Origin of the sequence: Treponema sp. OMZ 799, assembly GCF_024181365.1 — a bacterium.
Taxonomy (GTDB): Bacteria; Spirochaetota; Spirochaetia; order Treponematales; family Treponemataceae; genus Treponema_B.
This window is the reverse complement of record NZ_CP051301.1, coordinates 1,161,307-1,179,939: the sequence shown is the minus strand read 5'-3', so window position 1 is coordinate 1,179,939 and position 18,633 is coordinate 1,161,307. Positions and strand designations below refer to the sequence as shown.

The following is an 18,633-nucleotide window of genomic DNA, read 5'->3' as shown; positions in this document are numbered from 1 at the left end:
ATTAAATAAAATATCTCTACAAACAGATTCACTCCCCATTGGTTATATGACTCACCAAAAAAATTTTCATAAATTAATTGTGCCATTTTACCCCCCCCCCACTGAGTCAAAATGACTCAACATTCCTACGTATAAATTGCTTTAGCTGCATTATCTATTTTCACACATATCGCTACAAAAAAATAATATACGTTCTTACGCTTAATATTCTTTACGTTATATTACAAGGTTTCTTTTTTAAGTGGATAAAATCACATTTATTAAGGAAAATCTTTCATTTAAACTTTGATGGAGGTGTTATCGGGTAAATAGATTTAGTAAAGCTTAATATAAACAGCATGTGTGGAGTTGTTTATCAAACAACTGTAGTTGTGTTTTGATATCCTAACTGTAATTATTCCGCATAATTAGGATATTTATTTAAAGGAGAGGTCTTATGTTAAAAAAGTGGAAAAACTTAGGAATTGCCAATCAAGTTTTAATATGTGTTATTGTTGGAGGCGTTATCGGTGCTATCGTCGGTCCTTCACTGATTGTGTTTGAACCTATAGGAAAAATGTTTATCAGAGCGGTACAAATGATGGTAATAATCATTGTTGGACCCGCTATGATAAGCGGTTTTTGTTCTGTTGAAAGTCCAAAACAAATAGGAAAAACCGGTACAAAAATTATATTGTTATTTGTACTTCAATACATTATTGCTTGTACAATAGCCTTATTACTGGTAAACATATTTAAACCCGGAGTAGGCACTGCAGCTCAAATTCCTCCCGGATTTACATATACACCTAACAGGCAAAGTTTCATAGACATGATAACGAATGTAATACCCAAGAATCCTGTTGCAGCCTTTGCTGAAGGAAATTTATTGCAGATAGTTTTTGTAGTTGTTGTATTTGCAAGCATAATGTCTGCCCAATCAAAAAAATATCCTACATTACTTACCTTTTTTACAGAGTTTACTGATGTTGCTATGAATATGTTAAATGCAATAATGAAATTTGCTCCATACGCAGCAGGAATAATAATGGCTTACTCTATAGGAGTTAATGGTCCCAAGATTCTAGGTTCTTTAGCTTTATTTGTTGTTCTTATATATATAGGAGAGTTAGTAATTGCGGGAACAAATGTTTTGTTAATAGGCGCATCCGGCCTTAATATGAAAAAATATCTAGGAATTATCAAAAAACCGGCCATATTGGCTTTTACAACATCCTCCTCATTGGCTGCACTCCCTGCAAATATTCAAGCTGTTGAAGAAGCCGGTGTTCCTAAAGGTATTGGTATATTCGGCACAACTCTTGGAAATGTAGTAGGAATGAGCGGTACTGTTCTTTATCAAGTTATAAGTGTTGTATTTATCTCTCAAGCTTATGGTTTGAACATAACATTAAGCTCACAAATAATTATTGCTATAACGGCAGCAACCGTTTGTGTTTCATTAGTTGGTGTTCCAGGGGCCGGAACTGCAACTATAGGAATTCTTTTACTTTCAGCAGGTTTGCCGGTCGAAGGCTTAGGCCTTGTTATGGCGGTGGATAGAATTGCCGATATGCCTAGAACAATGAATAATGTATTTGGTGATACAACAGCTACGATAATGGCCGCAAAAATAGACAAACTATTAAAACCGGATTCACCATTATTAAAACAAAATAAATAAGCATAATGTTAGGACTTTGGGCTCTTTGCTTTATAAGCTAAAAATAGAGCCCAATTATTCTGTTTATCTGATTAGAATTTCATGGAGGATAATTTTATGGAAAAAATAATTGGAATTATAGGCGGAATGGGGCCTGAGTCTACTGTAGATTTATTCGAAAAGCTAGTACATTTAGACATATCTAATACAGATCAAGAACATGTTCGTGTTATAATTGATTGTAATACAAAAATTCCGGATAGAAATGAGGCATATTTTGGAATAGGGCCATCTCCTCTTCCCGGTCTTAAAGAATCAGCTAAGATTTTGCAAGATGCAGGATGCGGCCTTATAATAATTGCATGTAATTCTGCTCATTTATGGTATAACGAAATAATACATGCTGTAGATATACCTGTATTGAATATAATGAAGGCTTCTTTATGGCTTTTAAAAAATACTATAACTGATGTAAAAGTCGTAGGCTTGATGGGAAGTGAGGCTATGTATGTATCAAATATTTATCATAAAGTGTATGAAACAGCAAATATAAAAATATTATCTCCTTCTCCAGAAGAAATTAAAGAACTTATGAGCTTTATAAGATGTGTAAAAAGCGGGGACAAAAGTGAAGATATTTGTAAAAAATGTAACATAATTGCAAATAACTTAGCTGAAAGAGGCGCAGAAACAATAATTGCCGGATGTACTGAGGTCCCGATATTACTAAATGGCTGTACGCTTCCGGTTCCAATAATTGATGCGAGTTATGCGCTTGCAAAACAGGCTGTATATTTTGCAAAAAACAAATATAAGGATGTTTTATGATTGATTTAAGAAGCGATACTATAACAATTCCTCGAAAAGAAATGTTAATGACTATTAATACTGCTCAACTTGGTGATGATGGAAGAATATCTGAAATAACAGGCAAGGGAGAGGATGAAACTACGAACCGATTAGAAGAACTTTGTGCTCATATAACCGGAAAAGAGGATTCTTGTTTTGTTCCATCAGGTACATTTGCAAACACGGTATCGATCATGGCTTTAAGTTCACCAGAAAATAAGATCCTTGTAGATGATACAATGCATCTCTATAGATCGGAAAAAGCTTTATTCTCAAAAAAAATTGCCAATCTTAAGCCTCTTTTTTATAAGTTAAAAGATAATGGAAAACCTGATATATCAAGTATAAAAACTATATTAGGTTCTTATGAAGTAAAAGTTATGTGTATTGAAAATACTCATAACTTTAGAGGCGGAGTTGTTTTATCTCCAAATGAAATTAGAGAAATATATGAGTGTGCAAAAAAAAGGAACGTACATGTCTATATGGACGGAGCCCGATTATTTAATGCCGTAGCAGCCCTTAATGTAAAAACAAAAGAAATATGTCAATATGCCGATTCATTGATGTTTTGTTTTTCAAAAGGATTAGGAGCTCCTATTGGGTCTGTTGTTTGTGGAGAAAAAGAATTTATAAAAGAAGTACGAGAAATGAGAAAAATTTTAGGCGGCGGGCTGCGTCAATCAGGAGTTATAACAGCTCCGGCAATTTATGCCATTGAAAACAATATTGAAAAACTTGCTGAAGACAATAAAAAGGCATTTAAATTTGCTTCAGGTATTGAAAACTTGGAAAAAATTTATGTAGATATTGAGAAAGTTCAAAGCAATATTGTCATGATTGATGTTTCAAAAACAAATAAAACAGCTAATGAGGTTGTTGAAATTTTAACAAATAACGGCTTGTGTTTGGGTGTTGTAGAAAAGAATCTCATTAGAGCTGTTTTTCACCAGGATGTGACACAAGAAGATGTTGTGAATGCAATTGGTATTTGTAAATCGGTCTTTGAATAATGACATTTTATATACTTAATTTATGGGAGGCTTAAAATATGAAAATAATTGATGCTTACTGTTCACGCGGACAGGGAGGTTTTTTTTATGATGATCAAATGGCTATAAGACTAGGAGCAAAATCAGACGGGTTTATTTACAAAGGAGAAATAAAAACAAAAGGGTTCCGGTCAATCAGGCAGCGAAGCGAATCTATATCAATTATATTGGAATTGGATGATGGACAAATAGCTATAGGAGATTGTGTATCTGTTCAATACTCCGGAGCAGGAGGCAGAGATCCCTTGTTTATAGCAGATACATATTATAATTTTATTGATGACGAAGTACTTCCAAAAATAATCGGCAGAAACTTTACTTCATTTAGAGAAGCTGCTGAAGAATGTGATAATATGAATGATAAATCGAGCGGGAGGAAAATTCATGCAGCTATTAGATATGGATTAACAGGTGCATTACTGGATGCTTTTGCAAAATATAAGCATATAACAATGGCAGAGGTTGTTGCAAAAGAATATGGAACAAAAATATCAAAGGATATAATTCCTATTTACGTACAATCCGGTGATTCAAGATATGAAAATGTCGACAAAATGATATTAAAGGATGTTGATGTTTTGCCGCATGGGCTAATTAACAATGTTGAAGAAAAACTCGGAAACGAAGGTGAAAAACTTCTTGAATATATTCAATGGATATTAAGTAGAATTAAAGAACTTCGGCCGGGTGAAAAATATTCCCCAATTCTTCATTTTGATACATACGGTACGATTGGGCTAGCCTTTGGGTCGGATAACTACAAGGATATTTGTGAATATTTTAAAAAAGTGCAAAATGTTGCCGGAAATCATAAAGTCCGGATAGAATTTCCAATAGATGGAGGCAGTAAAGAAAAAACAATAAAGTATGTTTCTGAACTTACTCAATTTATGAAAAAAGAAGATATAAAGATAGATATTGTAAATGATGAATGGTGTAACACAATAGAAGATATGCGCGATTTTATAAATGCCGGAGCAGGAAATATAATACACATTAAAACTCCTGATCTAGGAGGTATTAACAATGCAATTGAGGCTGTTTTACTTTGTAATAAATATAGGTTTGGAGCTTTTTTAGGAGGCAGCTGTACCGAAACAGATATTTCAGCAAGGATAAGTGCCAATATCGCATTAGCAACCTGCCCAATCCAAGCTATAGCTAAACCGGGAATGGGCGTCGATGAAGGTTTAATGATTTTATATAATGAAATGTCGAGAGTATTAACGATTTTAAACAGAAGAACTTCACATTAACAATTGCTATCTTAAATCGGAATCGTGCTTCTTGTAAAAAGTATCAAAATTGGGTATATTGTTTCTATGTCAGAAAATGTATCGGAAATTACAGACTGGGAAACAAAAAAATTTAACGAGCTCTTTGATGACGAAATTAGAGTTTTAACCAGAAGACGCGAAAATTCCAAGGATTGTACTCTTGACGATCTTCAAGGTACCTTAGATGCCCTTTATATTCTTGAAGGGAACAATATCGACGGGCGCAGTAAGGTACATGAAATAGCTCTTTCAGCCTCAATTGCAGCCTACGAAAAATTTATAGAGGACTGGAAAAATGAAAAATAAAATTATCTTTACTCTCATCATTATTATAAGCCTGATTTTTTCTTCTTGCTCGATAAAAAAGATGGCTTACAATTCTGCAGCCAATGCAATGGCTCCTTTACCTGAAAAAAAGGTAAAACCGGCTCCCGATGCACCTGATCCGATTACTGCCCTAACGGGAGAAGACGATGTAGAACTGGTCGGCGAGGTTTTTCCCATCATTTTAAAACTATATGAGGGCATGCACATTGCAAATCCTGCTCATAGGGGGCTTGCCATAATGACGGGCGAGCTTTACATAATGTATGCAAATGTCTATGTGGAAGGTCCTGCCAACTATCTTTCGGATGACGAATACGATAAAAAGGATAAGGCCTTTTTAAGAGCAAAAAAATTTTATAAAAGGGGTTATAACAAAATCCTTTCAGCCCTGGATACGGCCTATCCGGGATTTACCGAAGCAATAAACTCCGATAATCCGGAAAAAATAGAAGCAATGCTAAAAAAATGCAAGTCCTACGACACGGAAGCCCTGCATTGGGCCGGGGCCGGTATTTTAGCGGCCTTTTCCCTTGACCCATTAGATATTCAAAGCTTACAGTCCGTGCAGGGAGCCGTCTTAATGCTCGAAAAAGTTTGCCGCCTTGATCCGGGCTATTCCGGCGGGGCAACATGGGAAATTTTAGCAAAATTTTATGCCTCGGCTCCTGACAGCCTAGGCGGCGGTATTGAAAAGGCCGAAAAAGCCTATAAAAAGGCCATTGAGCTTTCTCAAGGAAAAAGTCCTTCAATATATGTAACCTACGCCCTTTCTTTTTGTGTACCTAAACAGGATAGCAAGGGATTTGATGAGGCAATAGAAAAAGCCCTAGCAATCAATCCCGAGTCGGATCCGAATAATAAACTGGTCATCAGCATTTCACAAAGATATGCAGGATGGCTAAAGCAAAACAAAGATATGTTCATATTGGGAGAATAAGAATGAAGAAAAAATTATTATTTGTTTTTTTTGCACTTATAACGGTTTCAGGAATCTTTGCTCAACAGAAAATTGTTTTAAAGATTGCAAGTAGTGCCCCGGCAAGAACTCCTTGGGATATCGAATTAAAAAAGTTAGCCCAAGAGTGGAATAAGATAACCAAGGGCCTTGTAAGCGTCAGATTTATGGATATGACCGTTCTTGGAGGAGAAAAAGCAGGGGTTGTAAAAATGAAGCCTTCACGCCCGGGGCAAAGGCCTCAAATAGACGGAGCCATTTTAACTCCCGTAGGCCTAAATGAGCTTGCACCGAATGCAAAAATTTTTACCCTTTCCCTGCCTTTTTTAATACAAAGTCAAGAAGAACTTGATTTGATTTTAAGCAAATACGGATATGCCTTTGAAAGTGAAATTCAAAAAAACGGATGTAAGCTTATAACATGGTCCAATGTAGGCTGGCTTTCTTTCTACACAAAGGATTCATATTCCGGTCTTGATGAGCTAAAAAAGATTAAAATGCTATGCTCAAACGATACAAAGGACTTTACTGATGTGCTGAAAATTTCAGGTTTTAATGTATTACCCGTAGATCCCGCCAAATTTAATCAGGAGTTAAAGGCTTCGGCAGGAGCAAGGAGTTTTGCATCTGTTTCTATCCTTACTTACACACTCAGGCTATATAAGGATGTATCCTACATGCTTGATGCCCGTCTATGTCCCATTATGGCAGGCTTTGTTATGTCGGACGAATCTTGGGCCCTCATACCTGACCAATACAAACCGGCAATGTTAGAAGCGATGAATAAAACGACTAAGAATTTGAATGCAGCCCTTGAGGACATGGAAAAACAATATGTAAAAGAAATGAAGCAGGCAGGTATAAAAATAATAAGCCTTAACCATCAGCAAAAAAAGGACTGGACAAAGGAATTCCATGAAGATATGAAAAAGGTTCAAAAGATTATGCCGAACCTTATAAATACAGAAATCTACGAAAAAATAACAAAAGAGCTTGAAGCATACCGCAAATAAGTATATTATGTTAGAATGAAAAAAATAGTTACCGGTTTTATTTTAGCTCTTACGGCAGTACTTATTGTACTGCCTTTTATAGTCCACATAGCCGTAGGTTTTGGCAAAAATAGTTTAGAGTATGAACGCCTGATTGTTCAACTGGTCTTTGTTTTTGCATGTTTTGCAGGTATCATAACAACAATAGAAAAAAAACAACTCAATATAGAAGTTTTTACTTCCAAATTCGATAAAAAAATTCAGCTAATCATCAACCGGCTTTTATCCTGTGCAAATATCGCAATCCTTACAGCCGTATTTTTCTCGGTATTCCCGAACTACAATATACTTTCTTCGGAAGATCATGTTTTGTATATTCCTATAAAAATTTTCTTTTCAGCCCTGCCTCCAATGTATTTTATAATGCTTGCATTGGAAATAAAAAGAAACACTTGCATAGTTTCAAGTATTTTAGGGCTATTAGCAGGATTTTTAATAAGTACCGGCTCTATTCTGGGGCTTTTAAATCTGATATTCGGTTCATTGTACCCCGAAATAAACGATTCGGGCTTTGCTTTAGTTTTAAGCGACATTTTTATGTTTATGCAAGCTTTTTCGGCAAAGGGAATTTGGGCTATAGTTTTTCTATTCGCCGTATTCAGTCTTTTCGGTATGCCGCTTTACATTGTACTTTCAGGTCTGGCATATTTTGCCTTTATGACCACAGGAGGCTATGTAGAAAGCATCCCCATGGAAACTTATAATATTTTGACCGATACATCAATCGCTGCAATACCCCTATTTACGGTTGCGGGCTACCTTTTAGCAGGAGGAAGTGCCGGAAAAAGGCTTTTGGACTTTGTAAAAAGCTCTGTCGGCTGTATAAGGGGCGGAGTTGTGATTGCAGCAGTCTTGGTTGCAACCTTTTTTACAACCTTTACAGGGGCCTCGGGAGTAACTATCTTAGCCCTTGGAGGAATTTTAAGCGTAATTTTAACGGGCTCAGGCTATTCCGAAGATGACTCGGAAGCTCTTATAACGGCATCTGGTTCCATAGGACTTTTATTACCTCCAAGTCTGGCCGTTATAGTCTATGGGGCAACTAATTTTATGACCGTAAATATATTTGACCTCTTTAAGGGGGCAGTTCTTCCGGGAGCGCTTTTGGCCTTATCGATGATGGCCATAGGAATTATAAAGGATAAAAACTCAAAAAGAATCAGGTTTTCAAGGGAGGCTCTTTTTCAAAGCTTTAAAGCGGCATTTTTTGAGCATCTTCTCCCCATTCTAATAGTAGTTGTATATTTCGGAGGCTATTTTACCCTTTTTGAAACCGCAGCTTTTACGGTTTTATATTCGTTTGTACTGGAAGTTTTTATAAGAAAAGACTTTAGCATAAAAAAAGCCCTTGAAGTTGTTTTACAAAGTATACCGGTTGCCGGAGGAGTCCTTGTAATAATAGGAGCCGCAAAGGGATTGGCCCTATTTTTAGTATATGCAGGAATCCCCGAAATGCTTTCGGAGCTTGCAATTACCTTTGTCGGGTCAAAAATTTTATTTTTGCTGTTATTAAACATAGTGCTTTTGATAGTAGGCTGTATTATGGACCTATACTCGGCTATTTTGGTAGTATCGCCTCTTATAATTCCTGTTGCCGAAAGCTTCGGTATACACCCGGTACATACCGGAGTAATATTTTTAACTAACCTGGCTCTCGGCTTTTTAACACCGCCTATAGGAATAAATCTTTTTATAGCAAGTTATACATTTAAAAAGCCTGTCGTAAAAATAGTAAAGAGCATACTGCCCTATCTGGCTATTCAATTTGTTATTTTGCTTTTAATTACATATATTCCATGGTTCAGCACAGCTTTTATCAAATAACAAGCGACAGCCGGCGAATGACATGGGCCAATCGCCATTTGCCATTCGCCAATCGGAATTTCTTAAACCCTGCTTTTGTCTTTTACGGCGATTATTGCACCTAAAATCATCAAATGTCTTGAAAGTTGGGATAGATAATTTAATACCGACATAGTGCTTCTAAAAATATTGCCGTTTATGGGCCCGATAATATCGATTAAAACGATATTTACAATCCATAAAATCATAAAAACAACCAATATCACGTTGGTTAAGCGAATTTCGCCGGAAAAAAACTCTACAATCAAAAATACGCCTGCAATCAATTCGGCTACAGCCAAGGTTATTATAATAACAGTAGTTATTGTTTGACTTTTAAAGACGGCATCCAAAAGAGCAACAGCCTGACCCAATTCTCCTGCACTGGAGCGGATAAGCCCCAAAATTCCTGCCACAATCAAAAAAAAGGCTAAGGCAAGTTGTAATACTACAAGACCTACAGTTCTTTTCATAAGAACCTCCATAAATTAAAAATAGGCTCTGTAAAAGAGTCCTTTTTATTGTATCGGAATAAGAAAAGCTTTGCTGTAGAAAAATAAATCGGATGTTTATTTTATAGAGGCTTTAACCCCTCGCTTTTTTTACCTCAGCTTCAATTGTTCCTTTTGAAGGTTGGATTAAAACCAGCTCTCCTTCTTTAACTTGCGAAAAGGAGCGGATGGTTTTGCCTGTTTCGGCATTGCGCACAATGGAGTAGCCCCTGTCCAAGATAGCTTGAGGGTTCGCCCCTTCCAAAATCTTGTTTAAAATTAAAAGCTTTTGCTTAAATTCCCGGCACCTATCCTGCATACCGGCAAGGATTTCTTCCTTTGCATTGTCGAATCGTACAAGAAGGGGCTGCTGAATGTTTCTAAAGCGCAGTTCCAAGGAATCGGGCTTAAAATTATTCAGCATGAGCCTTATCCTTTCAAGGCGGTTTTCGATGTTTTGTGTAAGGTCATCGCGGTTTACGTCTATGGAGTACATTATATCGTTTAAGACGGGAGCGGCCAGCTCTGCGGCTGCGGAGGGAGTTGGAGCCCTCATGTCGGCAGCAAAGTCCGATAAGGCCCAGTCTATTTCGTGGCCTACGGCAGAGATGACCGGCGTTTTGCAGGCCGCTATTGCCCTTACAAGCTCTTCATCCGAAAAGGGAAGAAGGTCTTCCAAAGAGCCTCCGCCCCGCCCTATTATAATGACATCGCCCAAGTTTTTTTCGTCGGCAATTTTTAACTGCCTGATTAGGGCGGGAGCGGCCTCTTCCCCCTGCACTATCGCCGGAAGCACAACTATTCCGATTTTTTCGTTCCGTCTTTTTACCACATTTATAATGTCCCTGACTGCGGCCCCCGTGGGGCTTGTAATTACTGCAATGCGGTTCGGAAAATAAGTCAGGGCTTTTTTCCTTTCGGAATCGAAAAGCCCCTCAGCGGCGAGTTTTTTTTTGCGCTCTTCAAGCATTTTTAAAATATTGCCCTCACCCGCAAGGCTCATTTCTTCGATAATAATCTGATAAGAACCGCGCTGTTCATATACCGAAATTGCTCCTTCCGCTTTTACGGTCATGCCGTCCTTTGGCTCAAAGCTCAAACTGCGGGTCTTTCCCTTAAACATCACGGCCTGAATTGAAGCCTTGTCATCCTTTAAAGTAAAATAGAGGTGGCCGGCCGCCGAGGGGCGGAAGTTTGAAATTTCGCCTTCAATCGAAACATAGCCGAAGCCTCTTTCTAAAAGCTCTTTTATCTGCAAAGTAATTTCATATACGGAATAAGTTTGCACCATCTTAATTTTTCCTCAAAGAAATTTCGTTGACCTTTTTGTAAAACTCTTCAAGCCTTTGAGAAATCATCCAAGTGTACATCTCCTCTTGAAGCCCCGACAAAAGTTTTATTCCTTCATCGATCGTCTTTATTGTCCAAATATTAAACTTACCGTCCTTTACGGCTTCTCTGACTTCCTTGGATAAAAACAAATTGTTTTTATTGCTGAACGGAATCATAACGCCTTGAGTGCCGGTAAAGCCTAAAATTTTACAGGTATTAAAAAAGCCTTCAATCTTTTCGGTGATACCGCCTACCGGCTGAACCATGCCGTGCTGGTTTAAGCTTCCCGTAACGGCTATATCCTGCCTCATCTCAAAGCCTCCGATGGCAGAAATGAGGGCTAAAAATTCGGCGCAAGAAGCGGAGTCTCCGTCGATGTAGCTGTAGGATTGCTCAAAACAAATACTTGCAGAAATTGAAAGAGGAATATCCTTCGAAAATTTTTCCCGCAAAAGAGAGGTTATGATAAGGTGGGCCTTATCGTAGATTTCGCCCGAAAGGCCGGCTTCCCTTTCTATATTGATGATGCCTCCCGTACCCGGGGAAGCTTGGGCCGTAACCGAAACGGGCACACCGAAAGAATGATATCCCCTTTCCTCTACGGCGAGGCCGTTTATTTTTGCAAGCTTGGAGCCCGAAACATCTATTAAAATTTCGCCCAGCTGAACCATCTCTGCAAATTTTTCTTCAGGGAGAGCATGAAGGTAGTGCCTCTTTTCGATTGTGTCGTTTAAGACGGCGGCGCAAATGGCATTTTTTTGTTGCTGCTTTGCATTAAAATCGGCTTCGATAATGAGATCCGAAATTTTAGTAAATTGAGCAGTAAGGAGATGCCGGGAACCTGCAAGCTCTGAAGCATAGGAAATCAGGCGGCTGTATCCCGAATCATCGAAGCTGAGAGCTTTTTTTTCTTTACAAAGGTACTCGGTCAAATGAATCAGGGCAGCTATATTTTTATCGTTCTTTTGCATTACCGAATCAAACTCGGCACAGACCTTAAAGAGCTTATAAAAGTCGGGGTCTTCCTGATACAGGATATCGTAGGTGTATTCTCCCCCAATTATGATTATCTTAAAATTTGCAGGGAGGGCTTCGGGCTTAAAAACACTCGGAGTATGGTTCCCCGAAGGGGGAATCTGTATTTCGATTTTGCCCGACTGCAAAACTCTTTTTAAATAGGACCAAGAGTCGTCTTCTTCAAGCAAGTCGTGAAGCCTTACTATAAGATAGCCGCCGAAGGCCCTGTGGACGGCACCTTCCCTTATGCGCAAATGCCCGTTAATTTCGGGAGCATCCGAATCGGAATGAGACTCGATAGTGCCGAATAAATTCGTAAAGCTGGGAAGATTTTCATTTATTACGTAATTTTTATCTTTATTATTTTCACAAATAAGATTGATAAGGTAGCGCCCGAAAAAGTTTTTCTTTATCCGCGAAGACTTAAATTCCGCGCTGTAGATATTCATTCTGCTGATTAAATCCTCTTCGGCCTTTTTTAAAAATAGGAGAATCTTTTTATTGTCTTCTATTTGTTTGGGGTTGCCGTATTTTGCCGTATAGGAATCGACCAGCTTTCTTAATGGAGCAAGTGCATCTTTAATTATCGGCATAACGGAATCTTTTTGATGTTTTATCAGCTTTTCGTCCATTTCAATCCGCTTATCCCGCAAAAGAGAAAAGAGCTCGGACATTTCATCGAGCGAAGCATAGTATTTTTCGCGCAAGGCTGCAAGCTCTTGTTCGCTGAATTTTTTTCGAGCTGCCCGTGATTGTAGCTCGCTAAAAGAAACTTCCTTTCCCTTTATGATGGGAATTAAGTCTAAGGATTGGTTGTTTTCATCCTTTATCTGTAAGACCTTGAAGCCTGTATGCAGCATCTTAGATTCAAATTCCATCAAAAGAAGGTTTTCTTCATTATCTGTTTGGGTAATTATCTTCTTTTGCTCGGCTAAAAAAACTTCCGACTTTAAGAGGGCAAGAGTCTGAGTATGAATATGACCTATAGCTTTTTTTATCTTTTTGCGGAACAGTCTTCCTTCCCCCGCAGGGAAAAAAAGGGCAATGGGCTCAATCGGGCGGCTAAAGTTGTAAGCATAGGCTATATCTTGAATTTTTGCAAAATTTGGTTTATAATTCTGCAAGAGAGATGATATAACGGTTCTTCGGCCTGTTCCGGGCGCACCCATAACAAAAATGTTATAGCCTTCGCCCTCGATACCGAGGCCCAGTTCAATAGCCTTTAGAGCACGGTCTTGACCTACTATGGTTGAGTCGGCTCCGTTATTTTTTAATTCCCTAATCTTCGATTCGGGAAAAGAAAATTCCAGTTCATCGAGGTTTAATTTTTCTGCAGCACCGTCTGTCATGTAAGCTCCTTAAAATTGTACTTGTGAGGATTCTATGTCTGATTTTTTTGTCAGCGAAATACTTGTTTTAATTTTGTTGATTTTACCTTTGATTCGTCCATTCTCAAAAGCTCTTAAAACAGCTGACGCAATCTCAAGTTTACCCCTTGTATCTTTAATAGTCTTAATTCTTTCAATTATCGGCCAAGGCTTAATCTTCTCACTTATTCCCACAGCACTAATAGTTATAATCTGTATTATAACAGAATTTTCAAGATTTGTAATGTTTTTACGGCAAGTTCCTAATAATTTTTACACAATTCCTTCAATTTTGTTAAGAATTTTCGTCCTTGCCCTTCTAGGCGCCTCTTTTTTTGCAGCTTTTTATTTTTCGCCGGAAAGAGAATATCCGGTTTTTGTCTCCCTTGCCGAAAAAGAAAGGATTTCTTTTATTACCGATGAGAAAGAAAAAACAGCAGGGGTTTATTATGAACCGGAACCCTGCCATAACGAAAAAGAAGCTATAATAATCGTTCCGCCTTTCCCAAATGAAGAATATGTCGGAACCTTTGACCGATATCTTTTAAATGAGGGGTATAAGATTGCAAGCCTATCCCTGCCTAAAAAACCGGGGTATAAGTACAAACCGAAAAGTTCCGAAATCTTTTTTTCCGTGTTCGATTCGGTGTTTAAAACAGAAACTGCACAGGCATCGAAAAGCAGCAGCAATAAAGATTTAACCCCTAATCTGTCCGCTATACTTCGTTTTTTTGGAGATACGGAGCTGTTTTTAATCGGTGAAGGAGCCCAAATTCAAGGCCTTTTAGACTATTACAACAAAAATCCGAATGCCTTTTCAGGCGCCTTTTTTATAATTTCTGAGGACACTCCTCTCCCTAAGGGTCTAAAAGAAGGCACATACACTGTTTTAAACGAAAAGGATTTAAAGTTTTCGGAAAATATAGCCCTCTTTCCTGTTTGCTTTTTTATTCAATCAAAGGAAAGTTTAACAGGCTTAGGCGATATAAGGGGAAACGATATTCTTGCAAGCCTCTTACTCGGCTCTTCAAGAGACTTAGGCCGGCAAGACCGAATAAACACAATAAAGGCCTTTGAAAAATGGCTAAATTTAAGAGCAAGCCGTACAATAAAGTAATTTAAATTTTACTTATAAAAATATAATGCCGATAATTTTTCTTGAGGTGGTTTTTTATGAATGATTTTGTATCATGGGATGCAAGTTATGATTTGAATATTGAACAAGTGGACAAACAGCACAGACACTTAGTTGAGCTTATAAACGATTTATACCGGGCATGTCTAGGCGAAAAAGGAGCCTTAGATGAAACCTTCCGCCATGTAATGAAGAACCTTGTAGATTACGTGATGATTCATTTTAAGGATGAAGAAAAACTAATGGAAGAAATTAACTATCCCGGCATACAAGAACATAAGCAGCACCATGAAGATTTTGTACGGGAAATACTGCATTCCGTAAAAGACTATCAAAACGGAAAACAATTTGTTGCAAATACCTTCGTGCGGTTTTTGCGCGATTGGCTTTTTAACCATATCTTAATTTCAGATAAAGAATGGGCAAAATTTTATTTTGCACATAAAAAATAAAAACTTAAGACTTTATAGCCGATCTATTTTCAAAAAGGCTGATTCTTATAGAGCCTCCACTTCTAATTCGGAAAGTCCTGTAACTTGTTTGTGGATAAATACAAAGTTTTGGGTTCATACTGTTAATCGTCCATAATACTTATCACACATCTTTTTTAGTTCCCTCGTTTTTCTTTATCAATATCCGATGCCCTACCCTGGCTAAAAGCAAAAGCCTTAAAAGCAAATTCTATCTCGCCGGTTACGCTTGCATCTTCAGGAACTATTTTTATTATACAATATTCAGAATACCATTCTCCTCCGCCTTCACGGTTTATAATACCCTCATTAAAGATATATTCTCTATAAGATGAATCATTCTTATGATCTTCAGGGCTTTCGTATATTCTTATCCTAATTTTTCCGGAGACCTTGCCCTTAAACCTTATCTTACACTTATGAAAATATGCATCATATCCCCATAGAATATTGTCATTTATTTCACTTCCATTAATTTTATATACCCGTCTTATAAGATGAGTCCATGGTTCCTCATCTTCCCTCCCCATAAAACATACACATGACATTGTAAAAATACAACTAATAAATATAAAATACTTAATATATTTCATTTCTTCAATTCCTTTTATTTTGCTCCCTTCCAATCGCTATCTGAGGACTTTTATAAAATTATATATCATAATCTTTGTTTTTATATTTTACCTAATCAACTGCCCTATCATAAAAACAAAATAAGATCAAAGTTGTTTTTTTTACTAAAAGCAAAACAACCTCCATACCAATAAAAGCACCTCCGAATAATTTAAGGAGAAAAACAGGTTGTATTACCATACAAGTATATAATATACCAACTATATTATTTAACAATACAGGAAACTGTAAAGTTTTAAAATTAATTTTACAAAATTTACATCCAATGGATTGGTAATAATAATCCATAAAAACTACCATCGTTATAATAGCCGTCAATATAATTTTGGTAATAAATATTGATCTTAATAATATTGATGTTACAGCAGCAAATATAAATAGAAACACAACACAAAATATGTTAATACTTATAGCTATCAATATTTTTAGAGATTCACCTACATTGTTTTCTGTCAATATTAATTTTCGCGATTTGCTTTTTTTAAAGAATAAGATTAAAATCGGTATTGGGAATAAAAATATATCTTTCTTTACTATTACATAACCTAAAAGTAAAAAAATAAATAATGTGAAAGCATATATAAAAATAATTGCCGCTGCTTCAACAATATATTTTTTAATCATAGTTTTATTTTTCATCATATAAAATAACCGCCTAGGCAAATTGCTTTTGGCGGTTTTTTATGATTTACTTCTTACCCTGCAATAAAATTGCAAAGGGATTGTATTTGGTTCCGTCATCATCCTTGCGGGAGCGGGGTTCGCCGACTTTTCTGTCGCCTCGATGGGCAGGAGACCTTTCACCCCTTGCTGCGGGACTTCTTTCTCCTCTTTCGGAAAGTTCCTTGCCTCCCTGCACTGCCGGTGCTCCGGCGGCGGTTTTGACGGTAAGGGTTTTGCCGTCCTTGGTTTTTACGACAAGTTTTTTAACCTCACTCTTTTGCTTTGCTGTAAGACGGGCATTTCCTTCGGCATTACCTTCCCCGCTTTTTCGGCTCAAAGAAATTCGGCGGCGGTCTTCATCAAGAGAAATGATTTTACACTCTACAATGTCGCCTACCTTTACGGCTTCAAGCGGATCGGAGATATAGGAATCGCTCATTTCGGATATGTGTAAGAGGGCAGTTTCCTTAATGCCTAAATCGACAAAGGCGCCGAAGTCGACCACATTTTTGATTTTACCCTTTACGGTCATTCCGGTTTTTAAGTCTTCAAATTGAAGAACACCCTGCTGCATGATGGGCTTGGGGCAATCTTCACGCGGATCGCGGTTAGGTTTTTTTAATTCTTCGATAATATCGTTTATGGTTTGGTCTCCGATATTGTACTTGGTTTTTATCTCGCTTCGGAGCTCTCCCGATACTTCTTCATTTTTATGAATTACATCATAGATGAGTTTTCCCGTTTCGTAGTTTTCGGGATGAACCCAGGAATTGTCCAATGGGTTGGAGCTTTCAGGGATTTTTAAAAAACCTGCACACTGCTCAAAAGACTTAGGCCCCATTCCGCTTACCTTTTTTAATTGTTCCCTGTCGGTAAAGATTCCTTCGGATTCTCGGCGGGCAACAATCTTTTTTGCAAGGGAGGAGCTTACGCCCGAAACGTATTTTAACAAAGAGGCACTTGCGGTATTTAGGTTTACCCCTACATTGTTTACAACCGAGCCTACAACGGCATCAAGCTCTTCGCTTAATTTTTTTTGGTTTAAGTCGTGCTGGTATAAGCCGACTCCTATGGATTTGGGATCTATTTTTACAAGCTCGGCAAGCGGGTCCTGTAATCTTCTTCCGATAGAAATTGCACCCCTTATCGTCAAGTCCAAATCCGGAAACTCTTCGCGGGCAACATCGCCTGCAGAATAAACGGAAGCTCCGTCTTCATCAACAACCGTAAACAAAACATCGGGACAAGATTCTTTTATAACGGCAGAAACTATTTCCTGCACCTCGTGGGAGCCCGTGCCGTTCCCGACAGCGATGAGCTGCACATTGTATTTTTTAACGGCCTCAAGAACAAGGTACTTAGCCTCGTCTGTCTTATGCTGGTGCATCACAAAGGAGCCGAGGTACTTTCCTGTTTCGTCAAGGGCGGCACACTTAGTACCTGTCCTTATACCGGGGTCAACTCCGAGAACTCTGGTACCCTTGATGGGCCGGGTCATCAAAAGATGTTTTAGGTTTTCGCTGAAAATATTTATACCGTGTTCGTCAGCGGTATCGGCAAGATCGCTTCTTATCTCGCGTAAAACGGCAGGAGCAAGTAAGCGCACAAGACCGTCTGCGATAGCTTCCTTATGGTAATCGTTATTTAATGTGTACTTGTTTTGTAAAAGAGAAATTGCATCTTCAATGCTTACATCTATTTTTACTTCCAAAACCCCTTCCCTCTCTCCGCGGTTAATTGCAAGCACACGGTGGGGTTTAATTTCGTTTAAGTTTTCGGAATAATCCCAGTACATCTGATAAACCGATGTCTTTGCAGCCTCTTCATCTCCTAATCCCTTAACCTCAAATTTTCCTGTCTTTATAAAATAATCGTGAACGGCTTTGCGGTTTTCGGTATCTTGGGAAATCTCTTCGGCAATTATATCGGCGGCACCTTGAAGGGCATCTTCAACAGTGGGAACATTGAGTTCTTCCGTTTCTGCATTTGTAACGACAAAATCCTTAGCCTTTTCTTCAAGAGGAGCGGCTTCAAGTTCCTTCATTAAATCGGCCAAGGCTTGCAAACCTCGTTCGACGGCAAGCATACCGCGGGTTTTCTTTTTCTTTTTAAAGGGAAGCCAAATATCTTCAAGCTCGGTAAGGGTTCCGGCCTTCATTATATTTTCATAAAGAGAGTCGGTCAACTTTCCTGCTGCAAAAATTCCGCGGACAATTTCAAGACGGCGGGTTTCCAAATTTGTATAAGATTTAAACAGGCGGTCTGAATCTCTTACTTGTACCTCATCAAGAGAGCCGTGCATCTCTTTTCTATAACGCGAAATAAAGGGGATTGTACAGCCTTCATTAACCAAACTTATAACTGCAGAAACTTGAGCAAGCTTTATGTTAAGCTCTTCTGCAATACGCTTCATAATATCGACCTCGTTTACACTGAGACCTTCAATAAACTCATTCGTAAATTCCATAATATTGTGAGTATATACCATAAAAAGAAGAAAATCAAGGGCTTAAAATTCGGTATCCGGTT

At 38.0% G+C, this 18,633-nt stretch carries 16 protein-coding genes; 10 read left to right on the top strand and 6 right to left on the bottom strand.

Annotated features, from left to right (window positions below):
* The first annotated feature begins 436 nt into the window (after window positions 1–436).
* The 8 genes from E4O04_RS05310 (at window position 437) to E4O04_RS05275 (ending at window position 8,978) form a co-directional block, all read left to right on the top strand.
* Entirely contained in the window at window positions 437–1,663 is a 1,227-nt protein-coding gene (locus tag E4O04_RS05310; RefSeq protein WP_253684995.1) for a dicarboxylate/amino acid:cation symporter, read from the top strand.
* A 96-nt stretch (window positions 1,664–1,759) separates the two neighbouring features.
* Window positions 1,760–2,470, top strand: coding sequence for a cysteate racemase (locus E4O04_RS05305; protein ID WP_253710412.1), 711 nt, complete (start codon window positions 1,760–1,762; stop codon window positions 2,468–2,470).
* Entirely contained in the window at window positions 2,467–3,504 is a 1,038-nt protein-coding gene (locus tag E4O04_RS05300; protein ID WP_253684997.1) for a threonine aldolase family protein, read from the top strand. Before E4O04_RS05305 ends, E4O04_RS05300 begins: the two co-directional genes overlap by 4 nt.
* Window positions 3,505–3,542: 38 nt before the next feature.
* Entirely contained in the window at window positions 3,543–4,799 is a 1,257-nt protein-coding gene (locus E4O04_RS05295; protein ID WP_253710410.1) for a methylaspartate ammonia-lyase, read from the top strand.
* Window positions 4,800–4,865: 66 nt separating this feature from the next.
* Window positions 4,866–5,126: a hypothetical protein gene (locus E4O04_RS05290; RefSeq protein ID WP_253684999.1), complete on the top strand. Its 261-nt coding sequence runs from the start codon at window positions 4,866–4,868 to the stop codon at window positions 5,124–5,126.
* Window positions 5,116–6,084 (top strand): TRAP transporter TatT component family protein, encoded by a 969-nt coding sequence (locus E4O04_RS05285; protein WP_253710408.1) that lies wholly within the window; start codon window positions 5,116–5,118, stop codon window positions 6,082–6,084. Before E4O04_RS05290 ends, E4O04_RS05285 begins: the two co-directional genes overlap by 11 nt.
* Window positions 6,085–6,086: 2 nt before the next feature.
* Window positions 6,087–7,115: a TRAP transporter substrate-binding protein DctP gene (dctP, locus tag E4O04_RS05280; protein WP_253710406.1), complete on the top strand. Its 1,029-nt coding sequence runs from the start codon at window positions 6,087–6,089 to the stop codon at window positions 7,113–7,115.
* Window positions 7,116–7,130: 15 nt separating this feature from the next.
* Window positions 7,131–8,978 (top strand): TRAP transporter large permease subunit, encoded by a 1,848-nt coding sequence (locus E4O04_RS05275; protein WP_253710404.1) that lies wholly within the window; start codon window positions 7,131–7,133, stop codon window positions 8,976–8,978.
* 62 nt (window positions 8,979–9,040) lie between these two features.
* Here E4O04_RS05275 and E4O04_RS05270 read toward each other — a convergent pair whose 3' ends face one another.
* The 3 genes from E4O04_RS05270 to E4O04_RS05260 all read right to left on the bottom strand — a co-directional run bounded on the left by E4O04_RS05270 (window position 9,041) and on the right by E4O04_RS05260 (window position 13,185).
* On the bottom strand, window positions 9,041–9,469 hold the full coding sequence (locus E4O04_RS05270) for a hypothetical protein (RefSeq protein WP_253710402.1): 429 nt from the start codon (window positions 9,467–9,469) through the stop codon (window positions 9,041–9,043).
* 112 nt (window positions 9,470–9,581) lie between these two features.
* Complete coding sequence (xseA, locus tag E4O04_RS05265) at window positions 9,582–10,778, bottom strand: exodeoxyribonuclease VII large subunit (protein ID WP_253710401.1); 1,197 nt, start codon at window positions 10,776–10,778, stop codon at window positions 9,582–9,584.
* 1 nt (window position 10,779) lies between these two features.
* Entirely contained in the window at window positions 10,780–13,185 is a 2,406-nt protein-coding gene (locus E4O04_RS05260) for a Lon protease family protein (RefSeq protein WP_253710399.1), read from the bottom strand.
* Between the two features lie 34 nt (window positions 13,186–13,219).
* Between E4O04_RS05260 and E4O04_RS05255 the strand changes: the two genes are divergently transcribed.
* On the top strand, window positions 13,220–14,320 hold the full coding sequence (locus E4O04_RS05255) for a hypothetical protein (RefSeq protein WP_253710397.1): 1,101 nt from the start codon (window positions 13,220–13,222) through the stop codon (window positions 14,318–14,320).
* Window positions 14,321–14,376: 56 nt separating this feature from the next.
* Window positions 14,377–14,790, top strand: a complete 414-nt coding sequence (locus E4O04_RS05250) for a bacteriohemerythrin (protein ID WP_253685007.1) — start codon at window positions 14,377–14,379, stop codon at window positions 14,788–14,790.
* A gap of 155 nt (window positions 14,791–14,945) precedes the next feature.
* Here E4O04_RS05250 and E4O04_RS05245 read toward each other — a convergent pair whose 3' ends face one another.
* The 3 genes from E4O04_RS05245 to E4O04_RS05235 all read right to left on the bottom strand — a co-directional run bounded on the left by E4O04_RS05245 (window position 14,946) and on the right by E4O04_RS05235 (window position 18,592).
* The gene (locus E4O04_RS05245) at window positions 14,946–15,356 is read right to left on the bottom strand and encodes a hypothetical protein (protein ID WP_253710395.1); all 411 of its coding nucleotides are present in this window, start codon (window positions 15,354–15,356) and stop codon (window positions 14,946–14,948) included.
* A 136-nt stretch (window positions 15,357–15,492) separates the two neighbouring features.
* Window positions 15,493–16,083 carry a hypothetical protein gene (locus E4O04_RS05240; protein ID WP_253710393.1) on the bottom strand — a complete coding sequence of 197 codons (591 nt, stop codon included), beginning with the start codon at window positions 16,081–16,083 and terminating at the stop codon, window positions 15,493–15,495.
* A gap of 46 nt (window positions 16,084–16,129) precedes the next feature.
* On the bottom strand, window positions 16,130–18,592 hold the full coding sequence (locus tag E4O04_RS05235) for a helix-hairpin-helix domain-containing protein (RefSeq protein ID WP_253710391.1): 2,463 nt from the start codon (window positions 18,590–18,592) through the stop codon (window positions 16,130–16,132).
* Between the last annotated feature and the right edge of the window lie 41 nt (window positions 18,593–18,633).